The sequence below is a fragment of the Rhodanobacter sp. FW106-HT46G03 genome, assembly GCF_058789895.1.
The window spans coordinates 2836144-2850873 of the sequence record NZ_JBYTCC010000001.1; the positions used below are offsets into that span (position 1 = coordinate 2836144).

The 14730-nt window shown below is 69.4% G+C and carries 19 protein-coding genes; 8 read left to right on the forward strand and 11 right to left on the reverse strand.

Going from position 1 to position 14730, the window contains the following annotated elements; genetic code table 11:
- Positions 1 to 9 precede the first annotated feature (9 nt).
- From AC3WP6_RS12710 to AC3WP6_RS12725, 4 genes are read right to left on the reverse strand one after another with little or no spacing between them, the layout of a single operon-like run.
- The gene (locus AC3WP6_RS12710) at positions 10 to 867 is read right to left on the reverse strand and encodes a hypothetical protein (RefSeq protein WP_492628059.1); all 858 of its coding nucleotides are present in this window, start codon (positions 865 to 867) and stop codon (positions 10 to 12) included.
- Between the two features lie 13 nt (positions 868 to 880).
- Entirely contained in the window at positions 881 to 2134 is a 1254-nt protein-coding gene (locus tag AC3WP6_RS12715; RefSeq protein WP_492628060.1) for a heme biosynthesis protein HemY, read from the reverse strand.
- Complete coding sequence (locus AC3WP6_RS12720) at positions 2131 to 3219, reverse strand: uroporphyrinogen-III C-methyltransferase (RefSeq protein WP_492628061.1); 1089 nt, start codon at positions 3217 to 3219, stop codon at positions 2131 to 2133. Before AC3WP6_RS12720 ends, AC3WP6_RS12715 begins: the two co-directional genes overlap by 4 nt.
- A 57-nt stretch (positions 3220 to 3276) precedes the next feature.
- Entirely contained in the window at positions 3277 to 4029 is a 753-nt protein-coding gene (locus tag AC3WP6_RS12725) for a uroporphyrinogen-III synthase (RefSeq protein WP_492628062.1), read from the reverse strand.
- 42 nt (positions 4030 to 4071) lie between these two features.
- Here AC3WP6_RS12725 and AC3WP6_RS12730 point away from each other — a divergent pair, with 42 nt between their 5' ends.
- From AC3WP6_RS12730 to AC3WP6_RS12740, 3 genes are read left to right on the forward strand one after another with little or no spacing between them, the layout of a single operon-like run.
- Positions 4072 to 4566 carry a YiiD C-terminal domain-containing protein gene (locus AC3WP6_RS12730; RefSeq protein WP_492628063.1) on the forward strand — a complete coding sequence of 165 codons (495 nt, stop codon included), beginning with the start codon at positions 4072 to 4074 and terminating at the stop codon, positions 4564 to 4566.
- A gap of 52 nt (positions 4567 to 4618) precedes the next feature.
- Entirely contained in the window at positions 4619 to 5029 is a 411-nt protein-coding gene (locus tag AC3WP6_RS12735; protein ID WP_492628064.1) for a hypothetical protein, read from the forward strand.
- A gap of 60 nt (positions 5030 to 5089) precedes the next feature.
- A complete protein-coding gene (locus AC3WP6_RS12740) occupies positions 5090 to 5533 on the forward strand; it encodes a rhodanese-like domain-containing protein (RefSeq protein ID WP_492628065.1) in 444 nt (147 codons plus the stop codon).
- 141 nt (positions 5534 to 5674) lie between these two features.
- On the opposite strand, the gene AC3WP6_RS12745 is transcribed toward AC3WP6_RS12740, so the two are convergent.
- Positions 5675 to 6724 carry a 2Fe-2S iron-sulfur cluster-binding protein gene (locus tag AC3WP6_RS12745; RefSeq protein WP_492628066.1) on the reverse strand — a complete coding sequence of 350 codons (1050 nt, stop codon included), beginning with the start codon at positions 6722 to 6724 and terminating at the stop codon, positions 5675 to 5677.
- A gap of 63 nt (positions 6725 to 6787) precedes the next feature.
- Between AC3WP6_RS12745 and AC3WP6_RS12750 the strand changes: the two genes are divergently transcribed.
- From AC3WP6_RS12750 to AC3WP6_RS12765, 4 genes are all read left to right on the forward strand, one after another.
- Entirely contained in the window at positions 6788 to 7228 is a 441-nt protein-coding gene (locus tag AC3WP6_RS12750; RefSeq protein ID WP_492628067.1) for a hotdog fold thioesterase, read from the forward strand.
- Entirely contained in the window at positions 7225 to 8169 is a 945-nt protein-coding gene (locus AC3WP6_RS12755; protein ID WP_492628068.1) for a serine/threonine protein kinase, read from the forward strand. Before AC3WP6_RS12750 ends, AC3WP6_RS12755 begins: the two co-directional genes overlap by 4 nt.
- 64 nt (positions 8170 to 8233) lie before the next feature.
- Positions 8234 to 8845, forward strand: a complete 612-nt coding sequence (locus tag AC3WP6_RS12760; protein WP_492628069.1) for a DUF1190 domain-containing protein — start codon at positions 8234 to 8236, stop codon at positions 8843 to 8845.
- Positions 8845 to 9999: a glutathionylspermidine synthase family protein gene (locus AC3WP6_RS12765; protein ID WP_492628070.1), complete on the forward strand. Its 1155-nt coding sequence runs from the start codon at positions 8845 to 8847 to the stop codon at positions 9997 to 9999. Before AC3WP6_RS12760 ends, AC3WP6_RS12765 begins: the two co-directional genes overlap by 1 nt.
- A gap of 28 nt (positions 10000 to 10027) precedes the next feature.
- On the opposite strand, the gene AC3WP6_RS12770 is transcribed toward AC3WP6_RS12765, so the two are convergent.
- The 5 genes from AC3WP6_RS12770 to AC3WP6_RS12790 all read right to left on the reverse strand — a co-directional run bounded on the left by AC3WP6_RS12770 (position 10028) and on the right by AC3WP6_RS12790 (position 13010).
- The gene (locus tag AC3WP6_RS12770) at positions 10028 to 10354 is read right to left on the reverse strand and encodes a DUF2845 domain-containing protein (RefSeq protein WP_492628071.1); all 327 of its coding nucleotides are present in this window, start codon (positions 10352 to 10354) and stop codon (positions 10028 to 10030) included.
- 133 nt (positions 10355 to 10487) lie between these two features.
- Entirely contained in the window at positions 10488 to 11240 is a 753-nt protein-coding gene (locus AC3WP6_RS12775) for a DUF2884 family protein (protein WP_492628072.1), read from the reverse strand.
- A 65-nt stretch (positions 11241 to 11305) separates the two neighbouring features.
- Complete coding sequence (locus AC3WP6_RS12780) at positions 11306 to 11851, reverse strand: hypothetical protein (RefSeq protein ID WP_492628073.1); 546 nt, start codon at positions 11849 to 11851, stop codon at positions 11306 to 11308.
- Positions 11851 to 12393 carry a peroxiredoxin gene (locus tag AC3WP6_RS12785; protein WP_492628074.1) on the reverse strand — a complete coding sequence of 181 codons (543 nt, stop codon included), beginning with the start codon at positions 12391 to 12393 and terminating at the stop codon, positions 11851 to 11853. Before AC3WP6_RS12785 ends, AC3WP6_RS12780 begins: the two co-directional genes overlap by 1 nt.
- Before the next feature lie 158 nt (positions 12394 to 12551).
- Positions 12552 to 13010 (reverse strand): hypothetical protein, encoded by a 459-nt coding sequence (locus AC3WP6_RS12790; protein WP_492628075.1) that lies wholly within the window; start codon positions 13008 to 13010, stop codon positions 12552 to 12554.
- A 146-nt stretch (positions 13011 to 13156) separates the two neighbouring features.
- Between AC3WP6_RS12790 and AC3WP6_RS12795 the strand changes: the two genes are divergently transcribed.
- Complete coding sequence (locus AC3WP6_RS12795) at positions 13157 to 13570, forward strand: universal stress protein (RefSeq protein ID WP_492628076.1); 414 nt, start codon at positions 13157 to 13159, stop codon at positions 13568 to 13570.
- A gap of 141 nt (positions 13571 to 13711) precedes the next feature.
- Here AC3WP6_RS12795 and AC3WP6_RS12800 read toward each other — a convergent pair whose 3' ends face one another.
- Complete coding sequence (locus AC3WP6_RS12800) at positions 13712 to 14440, reverse strand: hypothetical protein (protein WP_492628077.1); 729 nt, start codon at positions 14438 to 14440, stop codon at positions 13712 to 13714.
- Positions 14441 to 14730 lie beyond the last annotated feature (290 nt).

Here is a 14730-nt window from a genome sequence, read left to right on the forward strand (position 1 = left end):
CCGCTGCGGCTATCTGTCGGCGCGCGGCCGATACCCGCCAGCAAACCCGCGTGCCGGGTCGCCGTAGAAACCCGTGAGGCCAGGCACCAGTTCACCGGCGAGGAAGCGCGCGACCTGCGCGGCGCTGGCTCCGAGCAGACCCACCTTGTGGCGACCATCGCGGTCGACGACCTCGGTCAGCACCGCGATGCCGGCTATGCACGCGGCGTGCGGCGCCTCCGGCACGGTACTGCCGGGTTCGCCGCGCAAGTCGGCGAGGCCATCCACAGCGAGCGCGCGAATGCGCACGCACGAGGCTTCAACCCGTGCGCGCAAGGCATCCGGCGACATATGCAGAAAGGCAGCGCGGCGTTCGATGATCCACTGCGTCAGCTCGCCCGGATCGACGCCGGGGCACTGCCCGCGATACGCGGCGCCGAGGCAATGATCGGCGGCAGCGGCAAGATGGGCGACGTGGTCGTAGCGCGCGTGCAGTGCGGCGAGCCGCGCCTGCTGGCCGTGCGCCGGCAGCTCGTGCGCGGCCAGCGCAAAGATCTGGCCAATGGACGCCGCCGCAAAGTACTCGGCCGGCGGCTTGCCGTAGCCGGGGTCGCCGGGATGATGGTGGTCGATGTGGGTCACGTTCGCAGCCTCATGCGACCAGCCACATTCGACCGCGTGCACCGTGGCAAACGCCGCAGCGTCCAGTGGTGGCGGATCGGCGGCGTATGCATTGCCGGGGTAGACGCGCTTGCCGGCGCGCGTGGCCGGTATCCACTCGAAGGCGAGAAACTCCAGCACCTCGCGGATGAGCTTCATCTCCGGGTCTTTCGCGCCAAGCACGAACAGCGTGCGCGATGTCGCCGGGTCGAGCACTGTACTGGCCATGGCCCTGGTGCGATCAGCCCTTGAGGCGCGGCACGCCGTGCTCGTCGCGCTCTTCCAGCGCAATCGCAGAGGTGTCGATGACGCCCGCGCCGTGTCCGGCCAGCGACTGCACGGCTTCGCCGCGCGTCATCGCCAGCGCGTTGCGCCAGCAGCGTTGCGCGCGCTCGGCATCGCCCTGCCCGGCCAGCGCCTCGCCGAGCACCTCCCACGCACCACTCGATGGCACCAGCGCCAGCGAACGTTCGAGATACTGGCGCGCCTTGCCCCACAGGTGGTCGCGCACGCACACGCGGCCGGCCGCCAGCAGCAGCACGGCATCGTTCGGATGCGCGTCGAGCCAGCCTTCGACCCGGCGCAGCCGCGCGTCGAGATCGCCACCGGCCAGGATGCCGTAGGTTTCCGCCAGCTGCGGCGACCACTCGCGGCGCAAGGCCGATTCGAGCTCGTCCATCGCCGGCAGGATCAGGCCGAAGCCAGCAATGCGGCGGGCATACGCGTCGATCGCCGCCGGCACCCGGCGTTGCGTCTTCGGCAGGTTCGACCACAAGGTGTTGAGCTCGGCGCCGTCCGGCGCCGCATCGATCGCCGCGCGCAGCACTTCGGCTTCGAGTGCCGCGTAGCCACGGGCGCCAAGTGCACCGCTCTTGTGCAGAGGCTGGAGTGTGGTCAGCGCACGCTTGGTGTCGCCCGCCGCGAGCGCCGCCTGCGCCAGCTCGCGCCAACCGCCCGGCGGCAGCGTGCCCTTGTCGGCATCGGGCGCCAGCAAGGCCAGCGCTTCGCCCGGCTTGCCGTCGCGGCACAGGATGCGGGCACGCAACACCCGGGCCGCCATCGGCGCCGACTGCGAGGCTTCCGCGAGAATCTCCAGCGCGCGCTCGTGCTCCCCCCGCCGCGAGGCGGCCTCGGCCGAAGCCAGCAGCGCCGGACCACGCATCAAGTCCAGTCGCGAGGCGCGGTTCAAATCGCGCTCGGCGTCGCCAAGGCGACCTTCCAGCAGGGCGATCAAGCCGGCGGCAAGACGCCGGCGGCTGACCCGCCGATGGCGCCGCGACAGCGCACCAAAGGGCCAGCTCACGAGCCGCCACAAGCCGGTCAGCACCGCCCACGCCACCACCAGCACGACGACGGCGGCCACCACCGTGGTCTGTACCCGCCAACCGTGCAGGCGCACCAGCACGTAGCCCGGATCGGCAGCCACCCAGTGCCAGCCGAACGCGGCCAGCGCAGCCGCGATCACCAGCCACAGGATCCAGCGCCACAGGCTCATCGTGCCGCCCTCGTCGGGCGCGGTGTAGTGGCCGCCGGAGTGGGCGTGTCGGTCAGCGTGTGCAGCGCGCGCAAGCTGCGCAGCTCCGTCAGGGCCGCACCCAGCGGCACCGGCCGGTTGTGCGGCAACGCGGTCGCCAGCTGCTTGAGACCGGCCCGCGCCTGCTGCACGGCGTCGTTGCCGGTGTCGAACTGGGTGGCGAGGCCGTCGCTGGCGCGCTGCACGGCGCCCGCCCAGGCGCGCGGATCATGCGCCAGCAGCGCGGCCTGCGCCTGGGCCAGATCGAGCGCCACCAATTCACGCGCGAATCGCGCATCGGCAATCGCCAGCGGCGCACCGTTGTCGCGCTGCACGCTGACCACGCCGGCCAACGCGCGGCCAATGCGCGCCCACGCTCCGGTGGCCGACGCATCGACCGGGGTATCCAGCGGCTTCAGCGGCAGGCCCGGCAGCTCGTCACGCAGCGCGGAGAGCTTGCCCAAGGCCACCGATTGCTCGGTCGGCTGGGTCGCGAGCAGCGCGCGGCGCTCGGTCTCGATGCTTTCGCGCAGGCCGGCAAACGCGCCGTCGTTCACTTCCGCCAACGTTTGCGCTGCCAGCGCATAGGCGCGGACGGCACCGCGCGCGTCATGGAACAGGTCGTAGCGCGACTTTGCCATGCGCAGGAGCGACTCGGTTTCATCCAGCAGGGTGGCATCGTGCGCCGAGAGCGTGGTCTCCGAAAGCTTGCCCACAGCCTCTTCCAGCAGGCGCAGGCGATCGCCTTGCGCCTGGGCGGATGCTTGCAGGTTGTGGTCGAGCTGGTCGGCCGCATCCAGCCGCTGCGCAAGGTTGGCACGCCCACCGCTGACGCTGGCCAGCGTGGTTTCCAGCGCGCTCACGCGTTGCTGCAGGGCGGCAAGCGCATGTGCATCGGCTGCCTGGCCACTGCGCTGCCGCCACTGCTGCCAGCCGACGTAACCGGCGGTGAGCAGCGCGATCACGGCCAGCAGCAAGGCCAGCGCAATACTGCCGCCGCGCGACGGCGGTCGCGGCGCCGCGCGGGGTGACGGGGCGGTGGTGCTTGCGGAATCGTGTTCGTCCATGTCCGGCATGCTAACAGGCAGGCCCGGCGGCTTCATCGCCAGCCCGTGAAGCGCGCCCTAGGGGCGCGCGGCAGCGGCCAGCAAATCGGCGGCATTGGCCGACGCAGCCAGCACACTGCGCCGGAAACCGGCCTCTTGCGCGGCCTGTGCAAGACGCTCGCTGCTCACCACGGCCACCGCCGCGCACAGGTGTGCTCGCGCTACCGGCGGCAGCAGATGCATGAGGTGGCCGAGCGCCTCGGCGCTGGACAACAACACGCGGGCACTGCGCGGCAGGCGGTCGATCGCCGCGGCGTGCCGCCGGTCGAGCCGCGGCGGCACGCGGCAATAGACATGCAGTTCGCGCAATTGCGCACCGCGCGACACCAACTGCTCGCGCAACACGCCGCGCCCGCCCGGCGCGCCGATCAGCGCCACGCGCCGCCCGGCCAAGTGTTGCGTCGCCTCCAGGCCAAGCACGCCTTCGCTGTCCTGCCGGGCCGGCACCAACGCCGCCACCCCGAGCCGGGCCAGCGCACGCGCCGTACCGTGCCCCACCGCCAACACCAGGGCGCGCGTGCGCAGCGGCGCCAGGCGCGCCGCGAAACGCACCGCCGCCGGGCTTGTGAACACCAGCACTTCATCCGCCAGCGCCGCACGCAGGGCCGCGGCATCGCCGAGGCCGCGCAACGACAGGCCGGGCAGCAGCACCGGTATGCCGCCTGCCGCGCGCACCCGGCGCACCAGACCGCCGGCGGTGCCGGCAGGGCGCGTGATGACGATGGTGCGCCCCGCAAGCGCCGCGCTTGTGCCTGAATCGTGGAAAGCCATCGGCACTCCCATTACTGCCATCGGGCGAACACTTGCAGTGTAATGGCGGGCTGCGAAGACGACGGATCCACCGTGAACCCGAACACCGACCCCGCGCACGAGCTGGTGCGCTTCATGTACGACAGGATTCCCCTCGCCCGCGCCATGGCGCTGGAGCTGGCTGCCTATGACGAGCACCACCTGTGCCTGCGGGTACCGCTGGCGCCCAATGTCAATGACAAGGGCTGTGCCTTCGGCGGCAGCCTTGCCAGCCTGATGACGCTCGCGGGCTGGGGGCTGGTGGAACTTGCGCTGCGCGCCCGCGGCGAGGTCTGCGACGTCTACGTGGGCGAATCCACCGTGCGTTACCTGCAGCCGGTGTGGGCCGATTTCAGCGCCGAGGCACGGCTGGCCGAAGGTGCCGACTGGGCGCGCTTTTTCACCACGCTGGCCGCACGCGGCAAGGCACGCACCGAGGTGTCCTGCTGCGTGCCGGGCGCCGACGGCAAGCCGGCAGCCACCCTGAGCGCCCGCTTCGTGGCCAAGCGTCACGATTGATGCCCCCGAAGCCGCGCCGCACAATGGCGCGACTTTCACGGAACCCTCTGCCATGCGCCGTCTCCTGCCCCTGCTTGCCGCCAGCGCCTTGCTGCTGGTTGGCTGCGCCGCGCAAAAGCGCAGCGATACCCTGACCACCACGCTCAACGCCTATGCCGGCGCCGTGCGCTGGAACGGTCTGCAAAGCGCCGTGAGTTTCGTCGACCCGGAGGTGCTCAAGGCGCATCCGCCGACCAATCTCGACCTGGCGCGCTACCAGCAGGTGACCGTGACCGACTACGACGACGGCAACGGCCCGACGCCGGTGAGCGACACCGAAGTGCGGCAAACCGCGCGCATCAGCTTCGTCAACAAGCACACCCAGGTGGAACGCAGCGTGGTCCAGCAGCAGCTGTGGCGCTACGACGAGAAAACCCACCGCTGGTGGCTGGAAAGCGGCCCGCCCAACATCCAGCAGGATTGAGCACCCCTGTACAATCGGTGGTTTGACCCTGACGGCGCGGCGTGCGCCGGTGGAACCGACATGCAAGATTTCCTGCACAAGCTGCCCCAATTCCTCGGCAACCACGCGGCGCTGGCGGCGCTGTTCGCGATCCTCCTGGCCGGCCTCATCGTGACCCAGCTCGGCATTCTGTTCGGCAAGGTGAAAGAGCTCACGCCGGGCGGCCTGACGCTGCTCATCAACCGCCACAGCCCGCTGCTCATCGACCTTTCGGCGATCGCCGATTTCGAGAAGATGCACGTGCCGGGCGCGCGTCACGTGCTGATGAGCCAGTTCGATCCGGAGCAGAAGGACCTCGCCAAGGCGAAGGAGCTGCCAGTGGTGGTGATCGACAAGGACGGCCGCGGCAACTCGGCCAAGGCCGCGCAGCGGCTGGTCAAATCCGGCTTCAAGCAGGTGTACACGCTGGGCGGCGGCGTGCTGTCGTGGCAGGCCGCGCAACTGCCGGTGGCAAAAGGTCGCTGAAGGCTACCTTGCGGGCGTCTGGCGGTATCCGGCCGGCTTGAGGCCAGGCTAATCGCGGGCAACCTGTCGGGCTGAAGTCCGACCCCCGGGGGCGGCGAAGCTTGCGCCGGTCGACCCTTGGCCCGACCATCGCCTGCGCCATTACGGATGAAATCCGGCGCGCCTGGCAATGAGTTTGGCCAGCACGTCGGGGGCGTATTCGAACGAGTCGTAGTACAGCCGCTCTTCGGGCAGGCCGGCAGCGATGAATTGCCGGCGCGCGGTCTCGATCATCGCCGGCGGGCCACTCATGTAGACGTCGTGCGCGGAAAGATCCGGGTAATCAGCCAGCACCGCCGCGTGCACCAGACCGCGCCGCAACGGCGGCTCGGCCTCGCCTTCGGACAGCACCGCGTGAAAGCGCAGGTGGCGCGAGCGGTGCAGCCACTGGTCGATCAGCGCGGCCAGATACAAGTCGGCGAGGTGGCGCACGCCCCAGTACACCGTCATCGCGCGGCGGGTGCCGAGCGCGAGAAAGTGCTCGACCACCGCTTTTACCGGCGCAATGCCGGTGCCGCCGGCCATGAAGATCATCGGCCGCTCCGAGTCCTCGCGCGCGACAAACGTGCCCAACGGCGCATCGATCCGCAGCGTGTCGCCCACGGCAAGCCGTTCGGCTACCTCGGAGGTGAAACCGCCGCCGGCAACGTGGCGCACATGCAGCTCGATCAAGCCATCGCGCCGCGGCCCGTTGGCGATCGAAAACGGACGGCGGCGGCCGTCGTCGAGCACCACGTCGAGATACTGCCCCGGCAGCCAGCGCAGGCGCGCCTCGCCCGCCACCGGCAGCAGCCGCAGGCCGGTGACGTTCGGCGCCAGCGGCCACTTTTCCACCACCCGCACGCTCAGTTCGCGCCGCGCGATGTCTTCCACCGAGGGCACTTCGCGCGCCTCGAGCAACAGATCGGTCGTTGGCACCGCCTGGCACGGCAGGATCGCATGCTGCGCCAGCTCGCCGGCATCCAGCGCCAGCGGTGGATTGCGCGGGTAGCCGCACTGCCCGGCCAGCAAGGTGGCCTTGCAGCTGCCGCACACGCCGGCGCGGCACGAATACGGCAACGCCACGCCGGCGCGCTGCGCGGCTTCGAGCACGGTTTCGTCGGCGCCGACGGTAAACCGCCGTCCGGTGCGTTGCAGGGTCACGATGGACACTGGTGCATTGTCGCCGCGATGGCCACGCGCCGACAATACGGCTTTCGGTAAAACTGGAGCGACATGAGCATCTGGCACCACGACATCGACCTGGCGCGCGTCAACGCCTGGCGGGCGGGCACGCTGATGGAGGCGCTCGACATCCGCATCACCGCGTTCGGCGACGACTGGCTGGCCGGCACCATGCCGGTCGACCAGCGTACCCACCAGCCCTACGGCCTGCTGCACGGCGGCGCCTCGGTGGCGCTGGCGGAAACCCTCGGCAGCACCGCGGCCATGCTCACGCTCGACCCGGCGCGTTACCGCACGGTCGGGCTCGACATCAACGCCAACCACTTGCGCAGCGTGCGCAGCGGGCTGGTGACCGGCACCGCGCGGCCGTTCCACCGCGGGCGCAGCACGCAGGTGTGGGAGGTCCGCATCGAAGACGCCGCGGCCCACCTGGTGTGCATCTCGCGGCTGACAATGGCGGTGGTGCCGGCCGCCGCCGTGGCCGCGACATGAAAACCGCGCCCTACGCCACGCTGACGCCCGACCTCGTGCTCGATGCAGTCGCTGCCTACGGCCTATGGCCGGATGGCCGCCTGCTCGCCCTGAACAGCTACGAGAACCGCGTGTGGCAAGTGGGCATCGAGGATGCCGCGCCGGTGATCGCGAAGTTCTATCGCCCGGGGCGCTGGAGCGATGCAGCCATCGCCGAGGAACACGCGTTTGCGCAGGAACTGGCGGACGCCGAGATTCCCCTCGTCGCGCCGCTCGCGTTTGCCGGCCGCACCCTGCTCGTGCACGCCGGTTTCCGCTACGCACTCGCGCCGCGCCACGGCGGCCGCGCGCCACAACTTGAAGCGCGCGAAACGCTTGAATGGCTCGGTCGCCTGCTGGCGCGCGTGCATGCGGTCGGCTCACGGGCAACGTTTGCGCAGCGCGGCGCGCTCAACCGCGAAAGCTTCATCGCCCGCCCGATGCACGCGGTGCTCGCCTCGTCCCTGCTGCCCGCGCACCTGCACCCGGCGTACCGTGACGCGGTGCACGCGCTCGATCGCGCGATCGCCACCCGCGAGGCCGCAGTCGGCCCAGTGCGCACGCTGCGCCTGCACGGCGACTGCCATGCCGGCAACATCCTGTGGACGGATGCCGGCCCGCATTTCGTCGACCTCGACGACGCGCGCATGGGCCCTGCCATGCAGGATCTGTGGATGCTCGCCGCCGACGATGCCGCGCTTACCGCGCTACTCGACGGCTACGAGCAATGGCGCGACTTCGACCGCACTGAGCTGGCGCTGATCCCGGCGCTGCGCGCGATGCGCCAGGTGCATCACGCCGGTTGGATCGCCGCGCGCTGGCTCGATCCGGCCTTTCCTGCCGCCTTCCCGTTTGCCGCCGAACCCTGCTGGTGGGAAGAGCACATCGGCGACCTGCATGCGCTGGCAGAGGAACTCGCCTGACGCCCGCGGTTTCGCCCCGCTGACGCCTCTGGCAGACTGGCGCCTCCCACGCAGGAAGCGACCGATGAAACGATCCCGCACCGCCAGCCTGATCCTGATGGGCAGCGCGCCACTGCTGCTCACCGCCTGCAGCCACGAGCCGGACGCCGTGCGCAGCGGCCTGTACACCTCGGTCGACGCCTGCGTTGCTGCCGGCAACGACGCCACCGCATGCAGCGACGCCTACGTCAAGGCCGCGCAAGAGGCCAAGACCGACGCCCCGGCGTTCTCCACCGCACGCGAATGCGAAGCGCGTTACGGCGAGCTCGCATGCGTCGAGCGCACGGTCGGCGGCCACGGCTATTTCATGCCGATGATGGCCGGTTTCATGCTGGCCCAGGCGATGCGCGGCAACACCGCCACCGGCGCATTTCGCAGCGCGGCGGCGTTTCGCGACAACGCCAACGGCTGGCACCAGGCGCCTTGGCAAAACCAGGGCCCGCCAAACCAAAACCCGCCGGCAGGCGGCGGCTACGGCAGCGGCGGGGGTTACGCCGGTGGTTTTCGCAGCGGCAGTGGGCGCGCGCTGGAAACCGTTACCAGCGCCCCCGACCGCGCGGTGACCACGGTGGGCCGCGGCGGCTTCGGCAGCGGCGGCGCGGCGCGCGGCATGGGTTTCCACGGCTTCGGCGGCTGATGCAGCGTATCGCCATCACCGAGCGCGCGGACTGGCGCGCGCAAGCCGCCGCGTACGGCTTCGGTTTCCACACCATCGACGCCGCCCCGTACTGGGACGAGGCCGCGTACTACGCCTTCACCCTGCGCGAAATCGAGCGGGCGATCGAAGCGCCCACGCAGACGCTGCACCAGATGGCGCTCGATCTCGTCGACCGCATCGTGGGCGACGAACGGCGCCTGCGCCAGCTGGCGATCCCCGAGGCGTACTGGGACTGGATCGCGCACAGCTGGAAAACGCGCACGCCGCACCTCTACGGACGCATGGACCTTGCCTACGACGGCATCGGCGCCGCCAAGCTCTACGAGCTCAACTACGACACCCCGACCTCACTGTACGAAGCCGCGTTTTTCCAGTGGCAATGGCTCGAGGACCGCATCGCCGATGGCACGCTGCCGCGCGACGCCGACCAGTTCAACGCGATCCAGGAGCGCCTGGTCGAGCGCTTCGCCGCCCTTGCACCGCGCATCACGCAGCCGTTCCATTTCAGCGCCGTGCGCGACTCGATCGAGGACCAGGGCACCATCGCCTACCTGCGTGATTGCGCGCTGCAGGCCGGTATCCGGTGCGGCACGCTCGCCATCGAAGACATCGGTATCAGCGTCGACGGCCGCTTCACCGATCTCGACGACCGTGCCATCGGCTGCCTGTTCAAGCTGTACCCGCTCGAAGACCTGTTTGCCGAAGCGTTCGGCCGCTACCTGCCGCGTTCCGGGCTGCAACTGATCGAACCGCCATGGAAGGCGATCCTCAGCAACAAGGGCATCCTGCCGTTGCTGTGGGAAGCCCACCCCGGCCACCCCAACCTGTTGCCGGCGCGCCTCGACGACGGCTCGCCGCTGCCGCCGGGCTGGGTACGCAAGCCACTGCATTCGCGCGAAGGCGCCAACGTGACGCTGCGCCTGGCCGATGGCCACGAGGTCGCCACGCCCGGCCCCTACGCCGGCCCGTGCATCATCCAGGCCTGCCACCCGCTCACCGCATTTGCCGGCCAGTACCCGTTGGTGGGCAGTTGGGTGGTGGGCGACGCGGCCTGCGGCATGGGGCTACGCGAGGATCGCACCCTGGTGACCCAGGACAGCGCGCGCTTCGTGCCGCACGCGATCATCGCCTGACCGCGCCACACGCGGAGAGCGTGAGCCATCAGCGCGTGCGCTCGTCGATGTCGGTGACGCGGCCGTCGACCAAGGTCACCACGATCACCCGGCCATCGCGCCGATACTGCCAATGCTCGCCCGGACTGGCGGCAGCCGACGTCACCCGCGTGCCGCGTCGCTTGCGACTGCGGCTATGGTTCGACACCGCTCGCGCATGGGACTTGTACGACGGCTTGCCAAGCAGGGCCACCACCGTGGCCGCACCATCGCCGGTCACCAATACCTGGCTGCCCACGCGCAAGCTATCGCCCGCCTGCGCACCGGACACCATCAGCGCCAGCCCGAGCAGGCCCCACCATGCCAATGGCCGCATGACATCACCGTTCGTTTGCCGGGCCCATCGCCCGCGCCCACGTTAGGTGGCCTCCGCCACCCGCGCCCAGCGTCATGTACGACCGCGACCGGTCAGCGCGACGCGCGCCGTGGTGTCGGCGTCGGCTGGCGGCTTACTGGCCGAGGTCGATGAGGTCGAGCGTGCGTCCGTGGTTGTCACGCACGCCTTGCTGCAGCGAAACCAGCTGGCGCACCGTCGGGCACAGCGCCAGCACCTGCGGCCGCAGCTGCTGCATGCGTTGGCGCATCCGCGGCTCGAGTTGGGTGGCAAGATCGGCCGCGCGGTCGCGCAGTGCACCGGCGGCCTGCAGATCGCCGCTGGTCGCGGCGTCGATGGCTTGCTGGCCAAGCGCACCGGCCACCAGCGGCAGCAGATCGCCGGCGACCTGGTCGATCACCTGGTCGGCCATGCTGCCCTGCCAGTCGTGGGTGCTTTGGCTGGCCGCGATGCGCTGCTTGAGGCTGGTCGACTCGGCGGCCAGTTTCTGCGCCATCTGCGCGCGCGTACCAGCATCCAGCCCGAGGCCCGCCGATTCGTCGCGCAAGCCCTGCACCGCGATGTCGACGCCGTGGTCGGCGACCACCTTGACCTTGGGCACCAGCGCACGCAGGTCGCGCTCGAACAGGCTCAGGCGATCCTGATCCTCGGCGTTGAGCGGCACCTTCGCGCCATCCACCTGCAAGCTGCCGTGGCTCAGTTCCACCCGCAGCGGCGCCGGGCTGGGGCGGTCGAACAGCACGCTATCCGGGCGAATGGTGACGTCGTAGCTGCTGCTGGCATGGCACGTGGTGGCGAGATCCTGTGCATGCAGCGGCGTGGCCAGCGCCAGGGGCAACAGCAGGGTCAGCAAAACCGGGGTACGCATCGACAGGTTCCGTGGCAAGAATCGGCTACCGATAGCCCGCACGCCGTCAACCCACGCTGAATGCGTCAGTGGCGCCGGCGGAATTGCGCACGCGCCGCCGGCGTATCGAGCCGCCACACCAGCCACCCCAGAAACGGCACCGCCAGCGCCTTCAAGCCCAACGTGATGCGATACACCCGGCGCGCGTGCGCCACCGCCGCGTGCAGTTTGGCGTCGGCGCCAAATTGCGTCAGCGCATCCGCGCTGGCCTGGTCGAACTGCGACCAGCGTGCGAGCATCATGCCGCCACTGGCCAACATCCACAGGGCAAGTGCGGCACAGGCAACGCGCAACGGCGCGCGCGCCCAGCCCTGGCGCAAGATGCAGCCGGCGCACAGCACGATCAGCACGAACGCCGCGGCAAAATAGCCAACGTCCCACGCCAGCAGCTGGTTCAGCGCCCCCGCGTCGGCGGCGGAAACCCGTGCGCGCTGCGCCCACAACAGCTGCGCATGCATCAGGTACTGCACGCAGCCGAAGCCGGCCAACAGCAGCAACAGCCACACCGCCACCCGCCACGGCATCAGGCCGCGCGGCGCGCTGCGGGTATCCAGCCGTGCCATCACCGGCATCAGCGCGCCGCCTTGGGCTGCTTCGCAAGATCGGCCAGCACCTGGCCGGAGTTCGCCTGCGGGTCGACCTTGGTGTAGATCTTCGCGATCCTGCCCTGCGGGTCGACCAGGAACGTGGTGCGCGCGGCGTAATGCACGCCAGCCATCGAGGTGAGCACGCCATAGGTCGTCGCCACCTTGCGGTCAGCATCGGACAGCAGCGGGAACGGCACGTGGTACTTCGCGGCAAACTCCGCGTGCGATTTCACGTTGTCGAGGCTGACGCCCACCACGTCGGCGCCGGCCTGGCGCAGCTTGGCGATATCGTCGCGAAAAGTGCATACCTCGGTAGTGCAGCCGGGGGTGAAATCCTTCGGGTAGAAATACAGCACCAGCCAGTGGCCGTGGTAATCGGCGGGGCTGCGCCAATGGCCGTTCTGGTCCTGCAGGCGAAAGCTCGGCGCGGAGTCGCCCACCTGCGGTCCGGCTTCGGCGGCCAGCAATGGCGCGGCCAGCAGGCCGCATAACAAGGTGAGTAGAAGCAGCAGTGACAGGCGACGCATGGCAGATCCTCCGCAATCGCGATGGTGACGGTCCAGTTTACGCGCCGGTCGCGCCCGGCGCGCGACAAGGCGCGCCGGGTGCCGGTCCCAACGGAAAGCGGCAGTGTTTTCCACCGATGCCGATGCATCCGCGCCATCCGTGGCCGATTGCCACAAACTCAGCGGCGGCTGATGGTGAACTTGCCCACCGACACGCCGAGGTTGATGCCTTCACCGTGGCCAGCCAGCGCCAGCGAGGTGGTGCCCTTGGTCAGCACCTGCGCGGTGCCGCTTTTCACCACGCCAAGTTCGGCGCCGGCCTGCGCGTAATTGCCGAACACATCTCCGATGTTGCGCACGTGGGTGATATCGCCGGTACCGTGGTCGATGCGGAACTTGCCGGCGGTGAGACCGCCGCCGATCACCTTGATTTTCACCGCGGCCTGCTCGCCGTTGTCGCAACGCACGGTGCCGCTGCCCTCGGCGCGCTTGTAGATGATCGACCAGCCTGACAGGCTGAAGTCGAGGTGACATTTGACGTTGGCTTCGGCCGCGTAGGCCGGCATGGTCGGCGCTGCCGTCAGCGCCACCATGCCCAGCGAAAGGACGACAGTCAGGGCCAGAGTGTGCTTGCTCATCGTGATCTCCTTGGCTTGCATCATTGCCCGACCAGCGTTGACGCCTCGCCGTCACGATCGCGTGAGCGGCGGATGACACCGTTCATCTTGATACTTCGCTAACACCACACGCATACACTGAGGCCGTCGTTTCGACCGGAACAGGTATGCCCAAGTATTCGCTGGTGGGTTATGACGGCTCGGATGCCGCCCGGCGCGCATTCGCGTTTGCCATGGACCTGGCGCGTGCCTGCCACGGCCGTGTGCGCGTGGTCTCGGTGTTGCAGGTGGCCGAAGGGGGCGACACCGTCGCCCTGATGATGACCGATGCCGGCGACCAGCGTGGGCAGGAATTGCGCGCCGAACTGGCCACCATTGCACCCGACACCGCGGAGCTGGCCGACATCGAGCTGGTACACGGCAGCCCCGGCGATGTGTTGCTGAACGAAGTGGGCCAGCACGCGATCGACCACATCGTGATCGGCCACACCGAGCGCGGCGCGCTGGCGCGCTGGCTGCTGGGCTCGGTCTCCAGCAACGTGCTGGCGCGCGCGCACGTACCGGTCACGGTCGTGCGCTGAACCGTTGCCCGGCCAGCCAGCGCGTCACCGCGCCGTGAGTCGGGATTCATCGGATGCATCCCGACCAGACTCTGGGATGGGCAGCCGATTGCCCGCAAGTCGGATACGAGCCGGGCGCCCGGATCAAACCTGCGCAGTCGACTACTTCCTGCCGCCCTTCTTCGGCAACGCCTGCCATTGGTCGGGCACGAAGCCGCCCACCTCGTACACCAGCGCGACCTTTTTCTCGCCATCCTGCATGGTCACGTTCAAGGTGATTTTTTGCGCCTTCGCCAGTTGCGCAATGAACCCCTTGTCGTCACGGATCATCAGCGCCGGCTCGCCGGTCGACGGCGCATACGCCTTGATCTCGCGCGCGGTGTCGTCGAATTTCGCCTTGATCGTGCAATTGGCGTGGCACACGAAGCCATGCGCATCACTGAACAGGAATGCGCTCTGGCCCCAACTGGTATGCCGGCGCAGCACAAGGCGCACGCGGGTATCGGTCGGAGTGCTGTTGTAGATCGAGGCCGTGGACTGCGTGCCGCCAGCCATCGGCGCCGTCTGGTATTGCCACAGCGCGGCAAGGCGCCGCTGGGTGCTCACCGTCTGCCAGCGCTTCTCGATCTCCGGCAGCGTCTGCTGCACTTCCTTGGCCGCCGCGCTGTCCGGGAAGCGCTGCACGATGTCCTTGCCCATCGTCACCGCCATCTCGTCGTTCTTGATGCGCAGCAACTCGCGGTAGGTGTCGAGATTGCGCTTGGCCGCAGCATCCTGTACCTGCGCCGCCTGCTGCGTCGGGTTCGGCGCCGGTGCACCGCCCTGCGAACAGGCAGCCAGCAACAAACCGCCGGCAACGGCGGCAAGCAAACGGCAGGCAACGGTCTTCATCGGCAAGCTCTCGCGCGAAACATCAGCGGCGAGATTGGAACAAGCCGCCCACGCAGCGCAAGCAGCCCACGCCAACGCGCTAGCTGTCGGCCAGCGCCGGCACCGGTGGGGCTGCAGCTCGCCCCGAAAGTGGTAACCGCGCCATGCGCGGCGTCGCCCCGCGTTCGCACCCTTCGCTCCCGGGTTCGGCGAGGCCAAACCGTGCGCGTGGCAATGAGCAAGCGATTCCAACCCGGAACGCCGGTGCCGGAGCGGTGACACGACGTCGAACGCGAACAGTGTGCGGGCGT